The organism is Paenibacillus sp. D9 (assembly GCF_001188365.1).
GTDB lineage: Bacteria > Bacillota > Bacilli > Paenibacillales > Paenibacillaceae > Paenibacillus_O > Paenibacillus_O humicus.
The window spans coordinates 4,272,056-4,284,482 of record NZ_JZEJ01000001.1; the positions used below are offsets into that span (position 1 = coordinate 4,272,056).

Annotated in this window: 9 protein-coding genes; 3 read left to right on the forward strand and 6 right to left on the reverse strand. The window is 58.2% G+C overall.

The window, feature by feature from the left end; translation table 11 throughout:
- Positions 1-64: 64 nt before the first annotated feature.
- A complete protein-coding gene (locus VE23_RS19195; protein WP_049868820.1) occupies positions 65-4,186 on the reverse strand; it encodes a S8 family serine peptidase in 4,122 nt (1,373 codons plus the stop codon).
- A 403-nt stretch (positions 4,187-4,589) separates the two neighbouring features.
- On the opposite strand from VE23_RS19195, the gene VE23_RS19200 reads away from it, so the two are divergent.
- Positions 4,590-6,155, forward strand: a complete 1,566-nt coding sequence (locus VE23_RS19200; protein WP_049868821.1) for a histidine kinase N-terminal 7TM domain-containing diguanylate cyclase — start codon at positions 4,590-4,592, stop codon at positions 6,153-6,155.
- Positions 6,156-6,464: 309 nt separating this feature from the next.
- Entirely contained in the window at positions 6,465-7,469 is a 1,005-nt protein-coding gene (locus VE23_RS19205) for an oxidoreductase (RefSeq protein WP_049868822.1), read from the forward strand.
- A gap of 137 nt (positions 7,470-7,606) precedes the next feature.
- Here VE23_RS19205 and VE23_RS19210 read toward each other — a convergent pair whose 3' ends face one another.
- The 4 genes from VE23_RS19210 to VE23_RS19220 form a co-directional block, all read right to left on the reverse strand.
- Complete coding sequence (locus VE23_RS19210) at positions 7,607-8,116, reverse strand: GNAT family N-acetyltransferase (protein ID WP_049868823.1); 510 nt, start codon at positions 8,114-8,116, stop codon at positions 7,607-7,609.
- A gap of 105 nt (positions 8,117-8,221) precedes the next feature.
- Positions 8,222-8,377: a DUF6254 family protein gene (locus VE23_RS27125; protein WP_021880628.1), complete on the reverse strand. Its 156-nt coding sequence runs from the start codon at positions 8,375-8,377 to the stop codon at positions 8,222-8,224.
- Positions 8,378-8,437: 60 nt separating this feature from the next.
- Positions 8,438-9,034 (reverse strand): hypothetical protein, encoded by a 597-nt coding sequence (locus VE23_RS19215; RefSeq protein ID WP_157054000.1) that lies wholly within the window; start codon positions 9,032-9,034, stop codon positions 8,438-8,440.
- 151 nt (positions 9,035-9,185) lie between these two features.
- On the reverse strand, positions 9,186-10,058 hold the full coding sequence (locus tag VE23_RS19220) for a PPK2 family polyphosphate kinase (protein ID WP_198156191.1): 873 nt from the start codon (positions 10,056-10,058) through the stop codon (positions 9,186-9,188).
- 645 nt (positions 10,059-10,703) lie between these two features.
- Between VE23_RS19220 and VE23_RS19225 the strand changes: the two genes are divergently transcribed.
- Positions 10,704-11,453: a GTP pyrophosphokinase gene (locus VE23_RS19225; RefSeq protein WP_021880632.1), complete on the forward strand. Its 750-nt coding sequence runs from the start codon at positions 10,704-10,706 to the stop codon at positions 11,451-11,453.
- Between the two features lie 91 nt (positions 11,454-11,544).
- Here the strand turns inward: VE23_RS19225 and VE23_RS19230 are convergent, their stop codons facing one another.
- Complete coding sequence (locus tag VE23_RS19230; protein ID WP_049868825.1) at positions 11,545-12,393, reverse strand: hypothetical protein; 849 nt, start codon at positions 12,391-12,393, stop codon at positions 11,545-11,547.
- Positions 12,394-12,427 lie beyond the last annotated feature (34 nt).

Below are 12,427 nucleotides of genomic sequence, written 5' to 3' on the forward strand. Positions count from 1 at the left end.
TTTATTTCCGGACAGAAAAAAACACCTGATCCCGTGGGGGATCAGGTGCCGGGAAGAGCTGGATTTAGATCAGCTTGCCGCCTTGAAGCAGCTTGTAGATGACGGTTGCGGCCGCTTCGCGGGTCGTAGGAGCTGCCGGCTGGAACACGGTGGAACCGTTCGCCGAGGAGCCTTCCATGAGACCTGCCGCCGTTACAAAGGCAATGCTGTCCTTCGCAAAGGCGCCGAAGCTTGCAGCGTCGCCATAGGTGCTGATTTTGCCGCCGGTTGCTTTGATATCAAGCAGAGTGGAGGCTTTGGCCAGCATGACGGACAGTTCCTGGCGGCTGATGATGCCGTCCGGACGGAAGGTGCCGTCGTTGTAGCCGTTAATCAGGCCGGCTGCATAAGCAGCATTTACAGCATCACTGTACCATGCGCCGGATTTGAGGTCGGTGAATGGAGCAGAGGACGTCGTGCTGAGGCCGAGGCCGCGCGTCAGCATTGCAGCGAATTCAGCGCGTGTGACGGAGGACTTCGGCGAGAACTTCGTCGCAGACGTGCCGTTGATCAGCAGCTTCTCAGCCAGAGCCTGGATGCGGCTCTGAGCCCACGAAGCCGAGATGTCGTTGAACGCGACGGCTTTCTTGGCCACGGCATAGGTGGAGAAGCCAGGGCGGTTCACGACAACAGTCGTCGTTCCGTCTTCATTGGCAGCGAATACGGCTGGAGCCGGTGCTTCCTTGCCGTTCTCGAGGAACAGGACGCCGGCTTTGTCAGCCGATACGCCTTTGTCCAGCGTGAACGAGCGTTTGATGAAGGTCGAAGCAGGTACGCTAATTTCTTTGGATACAGAACCGGTTACAACGTTCACTTGGAACGTAACCGGAGTGCCAACGACGCTAGCTGTTGCAAATTTGGAGTCGGCAGCCTTTTGGATGATAAGCTCAAGGCCGCTTCCTGCCGGTACCGATTTCAGGAGCGAGAGCGGAAGCTCAAGCGTCTCTGTGCCTGTCGTCAAGTAGAGCGAGCTGCCTGCTGGAGCAGTGGACAGCAGTTGAACTTGATCGGCAGGCAGGCTCAGCTTGGAAGCTTTGCCGGCTTCGGCAGCTGCGCTGACGACAAGAGCCAGCTTGGTCGTACCGGTACCGATTGCGGCTTGCAGATCCGCGTAGGTTACTGCAGTCACCGTTGCGGAAGCTTCGGACGCGGTCGCGGATTTAACGGCGACCTGCTGTTGGCCTTGACCAACGACAGCCTTCAGGGAAGCCGTTGCATCCGATGGAGCAGGGGTTGGCGATGGAGCGGGAGCAGCTCCTGTGCCCGGGAAGAAGATCGGGCCGGTCGACGTACGGGCTACGGAGAACGGAAGGTAGCCGATCGTTTGGGCAGCGATTTTGCCTTTGACGATCTTGTATGCGGCAACGTTGATGCCGTACTGGCCGTCCTTCAGCTGTGCGGTCGTTGTGTTTCCTTTCTCGTCATCGATCTTGTACGTGCCGTCGAAGCGGCTTGTATAGACCTTGGAGTCGAGGACGGAACCGGATGAATAAGCGTCGGTATACGTAACATAACCGACTGTATCGTCATTGATGTCGTTGATGGTGATTTCGTAATAGTTCATGCCTTGCGCAGCAAGGCGGAACGAGATGTCCATGAAGTCGTTGATGCCGTCTCCGTTAGGGGAGAGCTGGCGAGTCGACAGCGTCAGATCCTGGATGCCGTAGCCGGTATCCGGCTTCTGATCGCCGACATGGACGACGAACGGGATATGAAGTGTCGGCAGGCCTGCAGCCGTCAGGACAACTTGTCCCTCGTAGACGCCTTCGGGCGCATCGTCTTGAGGAGCTACGCTCAGAGAGAAAGCGGATTTGCTTCCTGCGCTGGCGGAAATCGTGCCATTGACGAGACCATCCAGCGACACTTTGATTTTGCTGTTGTCCGGAGTATTGACCGGTTTATCCGAATAAGGATCGCCAGTTACTTCGCTATTAAGCGAGTAGGTGGCGTTGTAAGTAACCGCTGCATCGGAGGTGTTGTTGACCTGCAGATTGATCGTCTTGAAATCGCTGCCTGCCTTCATGACTCCAAAGCTGGCGTTGTCGCCGTAGTTCGTCGTCGGAACAGGGTTCATCTCTTTGTCATAGAGAACAAGCTGCTCCACCGTTTGCAGAACGGCAGGAGTTTTGATCGCTTCCGCGATGTTCACGCGTCCTGCTCCTTGGGAATACACATCGTACAAGGTACCTTCCGCGTCGGAGATCGGATCAGCCGTATTGGCGAGTGCCGCGCGGATTTCGAATGGAGTCCAATCCGGATGCTCCTGCTGGAGCAGGGCAGCGAGCCCGGCAACATGCGGCGTCGCCATGCTGGTGCCGCTGATGCGATTGTAGGCTTCCGCATAGCTGGCTTCAGGATTCGTCTTGCCGTATGCCGGCCAAGTGGACAAGATGTTCACGCCCGGGGCGGAGAAGTCCGGCTTGATGCCGAGAATGCCGTCCGAGTTCGGGCCGCGCGAGCTGAAGTCGGCCATATGGTCGCCTTGATCCACCGTTTTTGGATAGATGGAATCAAATGCGAGCTTGAGGCTGGCGCCTTGGTTGGCTTTCAAGAAGCGAGCCAGCGCGCGTCCTTTGGATCCTTCGAGATCAAAAGCAGGAATGAATTGCAGGCTGTCGCCCAGATAAGCCGTCGGGCCGATCCAGGAATCGCGTCCCGCAATGCTTTCGCTCAGATTGGCCGTATTCGCATCGGTTGTCAGCGCATTGCCGTTGAAGATGACGATAGCCTTGGCTTGATGCTCCTTGGCGATGGCAATTTTGTCGACAAACGCCAGCGTGCCACGGGAAACGAAGACGATTTTATCTTTTACGTCGAGGCCTTTGTAATCCGCCTCGGCTCCGAGATTGGCGTAAACGGCTGCCTGCTCCTCGCTTCCAATCAAGGAGGCGAAGTCTTCTTTGCCGGTATACCAGCCCATGACGTTCAGGGCGTTGTTGGTATACACGCTGCCCGCAACCGTGCCGGCGGAGTTGTAGACCGAAGCGCTGACCGATGCTCCGTAATGGTTGCTTGGGCTGGTGGCTGCTCCAACGGAAATAGCCAGCTGGCTGGAAGCGGGGGAGCCCATGGAGTAGTAGTATTGCTCTGATTCAACGGCATTGTTGCCGTTAGCCACGACAGCTACGACGCCGGCCAGGACCGCGTTGTTGATTGCGATAGAGTCGGGAGTAAATGCGTCCTTGGCATCATCGGAACCTAGAGACAGGTTGATGACATCCATTCCGTCCTGCACGGCATGCTCGATTCCGTCGATGACCTGCGCCGAGGAGCCGGAAGAGCGGCCGGTTTCTTTGTTGAAGCCGAGTACCTTGTAGACATACAGATCCGACTCGTAGGCCACGCCTTTATGGATGACATCTGAGTCGTTCTCTGCGCGGGCAGCGATCGTGCCGGACACATGCGTTCCGTGGGAGGTGCCTTTATTGCCGGTTTTTTCGTCCGGGGACTCCTCATAAGGATCATCCGTGTTGAAGTAGGAATCATGGCCGCCCTTGTAGGCGTTTTTCAGGTCCGGATGAAGGTAGTCCACACCGGTGTCGATGACGCCGACTTTGATGCCTTTGCCCGTCAGGCCGGCATCCCAAGCCTCGGGAACGCCGATCTGCTTGAGCGGATTGATGTCAAACTTGTATGTCGTTTCAGTCGCGGTAGGGGAGCTTGTCGTCGGAACGGAATAATAAGTGCGGTTCTCATAGATCGATTTCACTCCTGCAATCTGGGCAAGAGCAGGAATCTGATTGGCCGGAAGCTCGACCTCCATTCCGTTCAGCACCGTATCGAACTGGTAGGTGACCTTAAGATCGATCCCGCTTTTCTTGGCAGAGGCGATGACACCGGATTGCTGGCGGCTGATCGCGCTCTCGGTCGCTTCGGTGCTGAGGGATTTGACGCCCATTTTTGCGGCGTATTTGCCCTCGGCGATCGTCGCTCCATCCAGCTGGACAATGACTTTGACAGGCTTGCTGGACGAGGTGTCCAGGCGGGAAGAGATCATGGCGTCGATTCCTTTGGTCAGGCTTTTGGCCAGAATACCAGAGGATACAGGCGATGCAGCGGCTTGGGCCACGAGCGGCTGAAGCAGCAGCGCGGCAGACAGCGTGGTGGACAAAGCGGTCAGAATGACTTTGCGGCGAGACTTCTGCAAGCAGGTACCTTCTTTCTATAAGTGTGGTGGCCTTCCATGTGGAAGGCGTTACGAAAAATGAAAGATAACGTGACATAATTCGACAAGGAACCTATCATCTCTCGCGTGTGATAAAAGAATACTTCTCCAAATCTTCTTTGTCTAGTAATAATTAACAAGAATTTAAGTTTATTTTAACGTTGCCCGAATAAATCTGCAATTAGTTATTGAATTAATGCGTTAAAGCATTTAATTGATGCAGACACTTCTGTATGCGCTCTCTACTTCTTTCTTAAAGTTATCTCATAATAACAGAGGATAATAAAATAGGCCTCGCTCCATATATACATAGGTCTGAGATCCCATCTCGAACTTCTATTTCCTCCATTATCTGCTATAATTCGACCAGGGGGTTAGTACATCTATGCTTATGACCTGGACATACCTGGTCGCCGCGTGCGTTCCAATCGCGCTTATCCTGCTGGTTACGCCGTATAGACGGGTACCCGGCACTTCCATATATATCGCCATGCTGGCGCTTTCCGCGGTGCTCAGCTTCGCCTCGCTGATGCAATACGTCATGCCGGAGCTGCAGACCAAAGTTTTATGGCGCAATATCTCGCAAATTTCAGTGTTCATTTATCCCGTGCTCAGCTTGTTCCTGGCTTTGGCCCATTCGGGGCATGAGCGGTTGGTACGAATCCGTCCCATCATCTATGCATCCCTGGTTCCAATCGCGGCGATTTTGCTCATTTTCACCAATGACTATCACCATCTCATGCGCGCATCGGTGAGGATCGGCGCCGACGGCATGCTGGATATCGAGAGGACGGCTCTCAGCTCCATGTTCATCTCCTACAGCTCGGCCAGCCAAGTTCTCGGCATCGCCGTGCTTTTCCGCACCTGGCTGACAGCTGCCGGCACAGACCGGCGCCGGCTCCTGGGCTTGATCGGAGCGGTGCTCATTCCTCTTGTATCCATTAATGTGAGGCTGGCTAATCCGGCCTTGGCGCAAGGCATTATTGGCGCGCTGGTTTTCTCCACGTTTCCGGCCTGTCTGCTGATCTTCTGGAGCTTCTATCGCTATCAGGTTCTTCATGTCGTTCCCATCGCCCGGAACAAGCTGTTCGAGATCATGAAGGACGGCATCGTGGTGCTCGATACCCGTCAGAGGGTGATGGATCATAACGCTTCCGCCTCGCGGCTCATCGCCAAAGCGGGCGGAACGCCAGGAGGCGACTGGCGCGGACTGCTGCTCGGCCAGCTGATCCCGGATGCCGATGCATGGTCGGAAGCTCATGAGCGCCGGATCGAATCCGAGGTGAGGCTGCGCTTCAGGCGGCCGGGATCCGAGGATATCTGGCTGGAGGTGAATGTCACTCCGCTCGTATCGGGGCGGGGAGACTTCTATGGAACGCTGAGCGTCATCAGCGATATATCGGAATCCAAAAAGGTCGAGAAGGATTTGCGCCGGAGAGCGGCGATAGACGGTCTTACGGGATTGTACAACCGCACCGGCTTCATCGAACGGGCGCAGCGGCATCTCACGCTGTGCGCCGAGAACGACCGGCCGTACAGCCTGCTCATCATGGATTTGGATCTGTTCAAAGGAATCAACGACCGTTTCGGCCATCAGAACGGAGATCTGGCGCTGCAGACATTCGCTGAAGCGGCCCAGAGCGCCGTGGACGGCAACGCGATGTTCGGGAGAATCGGCGGGGAGGAATTCGCGGTCGCGGTGCCTGGCGCCGGAGCCAAGGAAGCGGAGCAGATTGCCGAGCGCATCCGAGCCGCTGTCATGGCGGCCGAGGTGCATGCCGATGACGGGAGGCAAATCCGGCTGACGGTGAGCATCGGCGGCGCATCAACGGAGCTGAAGCCGATGAATGGGGACAACCTCTTCCAGCTTTTGTACGGCGAAGCCGACCGGTGCCTGTATCAAGCGAAGAAAGACGGCCGCAATCGGGTTGTTTTCCATCCAAACGATTGAATGGAGGCCTGGGGCAACCCGGGCTTTTCGGGCTACCCTCTACAGAAGGAGGCTAGTCTTGACCCGATGCGGCTGCGGGAGGAAAATAAGGGTAATCGAAAGGAGGCCACTGAAAAACAAGCGGAGGGTGAGGAATCGATTCTGGAGAAGCGAATGCGCTCGCCTTTGTCACCGGATTTCAACCGTAAAAACGGTAAGAATCAGAGAAATACGGGGACAACAGCGATCGGAAGATCGATCCGCGCACGCAGCGACAACTTTTTCAATGGCCTTATCGTAAGTGAACTCATATTCCAGGGAGGGGACGTCATGCTTCAATTCAGATCGCTGATCGTGGACAAGCAGGATGAAGACGTGGAGGCGGCCGTGCAGACGATGGAGGAGGCGAAGCTGCCGGAAGGGGACTTGCTGATCCGGGTAGCTTACTCCAGCATCAACTATAAGGATGCGCTCGCCCTTGAGCCCGACGGCCGGATCGTCAGCCGTTATCCCCTGATTCCCGGAATCGACGCGGCAGGCGTCGTCGAGAAAAGCTCCGAACGCAAGCTGCCGCCCGGAACAAAGGTCATTGTCACCGGCCATGGCTTCGGCGTGAGCCAGCATGGCGGGTATTCCGAATACGCCCGCATACCGGCGGAGTGGGCGGTGCCGCTGCCGAAGGGGCTCACCACGCGCGAAGCGATGGCTCTCGGAACAGCGGGATTGACGGCTGCGATGTCCATCCAGAAGCTGGAGGACGGAGGCGTGAAGCCGGGCAGCGGTCCGGTCGTCGTGACCGGGGCCAGCGGCGGCGTTGGCACGCTCGCCGTCTCCATGCTGGCGGGGCTCGGCTACGAAGTCGAGGCCGTCTCCGGCAAGCCGGAAGCGGCCGAATTGCTGAGGGAGCTCGGAGCAGCCCGGATACTGGCCCGCGAGGAGCTGCTGCCGGCAGAGCAGCGGCCGCTGGACAAGCAGCGGTGGGCGGGAGCGGTCGACTGCGTAGGCGGAGCGATGCTGACGAATGTGCTGAGCCGGATCCAATACGGCGGAACAGCCGCCTGCTGCGGCTTGACGGGGGGCTCGGAGCTGACCGGAAGCGTCTTCCCGTTCATCCTGCGGGGAGTTCAGCTTTGCGGCATCGATTCGGTGTGGGCGCCGCAGGAGCTGCGGACCAGGCTATGGAAGCGGATGGCGGGAGATCTGAAGCCCCGCGGCCTGGAGCGTCTCATCCGCGAGGTGGAGCTGAACGATGTTGCAGAAGCGGCTCAGGCTTTGATTGCCGGACGCTCCGAAGGGCGCAAGGTGGTCCGGATCGCAGCAGCTGGCGGTCAATGAAACAAGCCGCCTGGAAATGAAGGGACCTTTAAAGGTCGCTCCGTTCCAGGCGGCTTTTTGATTGGAAAATGATTGCCGATGAGGAGAAAGGACGGCGGGATTGTCGAGCAAGCAGCCGCTTGCCGAGGCTCCGCTCGTCAAACCTTGCGGCCGACGTACACGAGGTCGCGGCTGATTCCGTCCAGGATGGCGACATCCGGCAGGCGTCCCCACTGTCCGAAGCCATGCTTTTCGAACAGGCGAAGGCTCGGTTCGTTATGCCCGAATACGAGGCCGACCAGCGTGTGGACGCCGATTGCCGGACAAGCTTCCATGGCCTTCCGCAGGAGCAGGCCTCCGATTCCTTGGCCGCGGAGAGCCTCGGACAGGTAGATGCTGATCTCGGCAGTGCCGTCATAAGCGGCGCGCGGATGGAAGGACTGTAAGCTCAGCCAGGCGACGATATGGTCGCCGTCCTTCAGCACCCACAGCGGACGGCGCTCCGCCGAGTGCTCATGAAACCACTGGATGCGGGCGTCGGTCGAGATCGGCTCGAGGTCCGCCGTCACCATCCTTCCCGGTATGGTCGTGTTGTAAATGGCGACGATGGCGGGGAGATCGTCAAGCGAAGCATCGGTGAGCGTATAGGACAGCAGCGTGTCGTTCATGGGTCGTCTTCCTTTCGGGTTCCGGCGCTCCGGCAGCTTTAAGCCTATTCTAGCACGAAAAACCTGCGCTGCCATAGAGGGCGGCGCAGGCTGGACTAGGGGACCTTACGGGGTCGGCGGCTGAGACGAAGACACGCCTTCAGACGGAGTAACGCCGAGCTCGTCGGCATATTCCTCGAGCGACTTGATTTTGCCGTGCGGCTGCTGGTTTTGCTTGCGCTGCTTCCAATTGCTTTCCCGGCGGTTTTTAGCTGTGCTCATATGGTCCCCTCCTTCCACTCGGTAGAATGGGCGAAGGGGCGGCGATCTATTCAAGACGCTTCAGCTGGGCTCATGGGACAGATAAGCCTGAGGCTCGCGGCGGATCGATTCCGCAGCCAGCTTGTAGGCTTCGGGAACAAGGGAGCGGTACAGCTCATAAAGACCGGCGATTTCCGCAGCCAGCTCCGGATCGTTGTCCAGATCCGATGCTTTGGCTTCGGGGGGAGGTAGAGACGGCCCTTCGGCTTTTTCATGGAGCTTGGATGCGTCGGCGCCGGCTGCATCTTGGCCAAGCCGCTTGCGATGCACCGCCGCCGTATCCGCGAGCGCTTCCAGCAGCTCGAGCGATCCGATCCGCCTCAGCGCCGCCAGAATGGCGGCCCACTGATCCGGCGACTGAAGCAGCAGCCCGGTCCAGGCATAATACTCCCAGGCCGAGCCGCGGGCATGGCCGTCGAGCACCCGCAGCATGAAGAGATCCTGCCTTTCCGGCGAAAGGCTGCGATAGGCGGCTGTTTTATCGGTTTCAGAAGCTCCGCGGAGCCGTGCGAGCAAGGGCCCGATGCAAGCCGTCACCAGCTGTTCATCGCCCATCTCCTGCCATCGTTCCCGTTTGATGCCCGGCTTGGCCGTCATCGATTCCATCCCATTTGTCATTGAATTCCTCCTCTGTCAAGTCAGGCCATGCGGGTCCGGGGCAGCGGGTTCCTTCCATGCGCTCCGGATGATTTCATGCCCGCCGGCAGCCTCGTTCCCGTATTCGCCGGCAGGTTGGCGTTTTCCTCCCGTCGGTCGGGAATGACTGCAATTACGCAAGAAGAGGACGGGAGGATGAGTTCGTTTCCTTTTCCGCATCTATTTTTTCCAAACTGGATTCCTCGATCGGAAAAGCGGATAAATCCAGCTCCGGCTTCGGGTATTCCAGACCGAGCTTCTCCAGCTCCTCCACAAGTATGCGGAGAACGAGATAATTGCGGAACCAGCGGTTGTTGGACGGAACGATATGCCATGGGGAGCCGTCGGTCGCCGTGCGGCGGATCGCATCCTCGTAGGCGGATGTGTATTCCTTCCAGTATTGGCGCTCCTGAAGGTCGGTCGGATCGAATTTCCACAGCTTCTCGGGATTTTCCATCCGGTCCCGGATTTTCTCCAGCTGGAATTCGGGAGAGATGTGCAGGAAGATCTTCACGACGAGCACGTTCTGCGTCGTCAGCATCTCCTCAAAATGCCGGATCTGCTTCAGCCGGCGGCGAGCCTCCTTGTCGCTGACGTGGCCGTGCACCCGGGTGATAAGCACCTCTTCATAATAAGAACGGTTGAAGGCAGCGATGTAGCCTTTGGCCGGAACATCCTTGTGGGTGCGCCAGAGAAAATCGTGGGCGCTCTCCTCCTCGGTCGGCTTCTTGAAGCTGTAGGCGCGGAAGCCGCCGGGGTTGATGCCTCCGAACACCTTCTTGATGACGCCGTCCTTGCCGCTGCAGTCCATGCCCTGGAGAACGACCAGCACGCCGTTGCTGCGCGAGGCGAACAGGCGGTCCTGCTGCTCGGCCAGCCTATCCAGCAGGTCCTCGAACTTCTCCTGGACTTCATCCTTGTCCTTGAATCCGGCGGTATCTTCGGGATCGTAGTCCTTCAGCCTGAGCTTGTCGTCGCTTCCGATCCGGTAACGGTCCATGTTCATTCGGCAGTCTCCTCCTGGGATGATTCAGAGTGGAAATAGGTCTATCAAGTAGATTACCCCAAAAAGCGGAAACTCCTGCCGGAATTGCCGGAGGGACGGAAAATAGATTGTTTCAGGGAGAGATGCATGAGGCAGGCGTTGCCTGGACGGGAGGCGAAAGGATATGGATTCATGCTGGGGGAGGCCGCAGGGATGAAGGAATTTGAGATCGAGAGCTGCGGAGGAGGCCGCATCCATGCTATTGATACGGGGCAAATAGCGGTTCAGACGATATGCTGCCGCTGCTTATCTGCCCGGACCTGGCGATGACGGCAGAAGGTTACATCCCCAACAGGCTGCTGCCGAAGCAGAGGCCGGCCGCGCCTCCAGGGAGCTTCGCGAATTCGAGGCCTCCGCTCATGACGTCTTCGCATCGGAGCCGGAAGTCCTCGTCCGAGAAATGAGGGAGTGGATGAAGCGCCGCGAAGGTTGCCATCAGGCGGGCTTGTCCGGCGCTTGTTGAGATGGGGCATATTCGTCCGGCCCTTTTATGAGTTTGAAGGCCGGCTCCCGGCGCGCTCGGACCGCTTTTTTGAAATCAGGGGGCGTATTGTGAGATGATAAGGGGGATCAAAGCGGCCCAAGCGGCCGGGCAAGGAGCCATCCATGAACTCTTCGCAGCTGCAGCCATTCAAGAAGCTGAAGAACGACATTACCCGTTTCATGATGATGTACAAGTTCGCCCTGGACGAGATGGAGACGAAGATCGAAATCCTCAAGGAGGAATTCCAGCTTCTCCACGATTACAATCCGATCGAGCATACGAAGTCGCGCGTGAAATCGCCTGAAAGCATCATGAACAAGATCTACCGCAAAAACTGCGAGTTCTCGCTGCCCGCGATCAAGGAGAAGATCCAGGATATCGCCGGCCTGCGGATCACCTGCTCGTTTGTATCCGATATTTACCTGATCCACGACATGCTCAAGGTGCAGAAGGATCTCGCCATCGTGCAGGTCAAGGATTATATCGCCCATCCCAAGCCGAACGGCTATCAGAGCTTCCATCTTCTGATCGAGGTGCCGGTCTACATGTCGGATCGTCAGGAGAAGGTGCTCGTCGAGGTGCAGATCCGCACGATTGCGATGGATTTCTGGGCAAGCCTCGAGCACAAGCTGTATTACAAATACAACAAGGCCGTCCCCGAGCATCTGCTTCGCGAGCTCAAGGAGGCGGCGGATTCGGCCGCCGCGCTGGACCTCAAGATGGAGCGGCTGCATCGGGAAGTCCAGTCGCTGCAGGAGGAAGAAGAGGAAGAGAGCGACTTCCTGCCGGCGCTGTTCGGCGAGGGAGAGCGACGCGGCATCCAGATTCCGCCGCAGCTGCTCGGACTGCTCGGCGGCTCCGACTCCAAGTAGTCCGCAGCTCTCTGTCGCTAAGGGAAGTTCCCAAGGGAAGTTTCGAACGAAGGTCCCGGCCGTGCCCGTCATGGCCGAGGGCCTTTTTCGATTATCCCGGCAGCGCTGTGGAGCGGTCGGCCGTCCATGCTCCCGCGTCCGGAGTGTCCAGCTGCTCGTCGGCATCGAACGGGAACCCCTCTCCGGCCATGCTGCTCGCCAGCAGCGCCGTCGCAGGGTCCAAGGGGCGGGGCTTGGGAAGCCCGGCGCAGCAGTCCCGGGCGGCCTCCAATCGATCGCGCAGCGAGGCGGTGAGACACTCGGCAATGGCGGCTTTGTGGGAGGTTCCGACGAAGCCGAGTCCGCCGCACAGCGGCAGCCTGCGGTCTTCCAGCTCCTCCAGCAGCCCAGGGCTCAGCTTATGATGATGGAACGGTCCGAGCAGCTGCTCGTTCTCGGGCTCCAAAGGAAACAGGAGCAGATACAGAAGCTCGAAGCAAGCCCTCTCCGCGCTGTCGGCCGAGCTTGATGGAGAGGGCGCGGCAACGGCATCCTGCACCTGAAGATGATAACCGGCGTAACGTTCGCAGAATTGCTGGTACTGCTGCTCGTAAAGAGCCAGCTCCCGCCATACCAGGCCTACCTCAGCGCTGTACAAGGAAACTCGGCGGAGCAGGCCGGTGAGCAAAAAATGACGCTTGAGCTCCCGTTCCATCCAGCCGTACTTTTCATCCGTCAGTCCAGGGTTGCCGCGCAGCACGGCTTCGCGCACCTGCAGCAGCCATTCCTGCGGCAAGGCCTCCTCGAGCTTGCGCTCCTCCTCGGCAAGCTCTGCCGGCATTCCCGGAAGCAGCCCTGTCCTGGAATCTGCAAGCTCCCTGTAAGCCGCTTCCTCCTCGCCTTTCTTTTCCCCGCCGCTCTTTGTCGGCTCTCCCAGCAGATTTTTCAGCTTGCCCAGCATCCGCCCTCATCCCTTCTGTCGAATTCTACTTAAG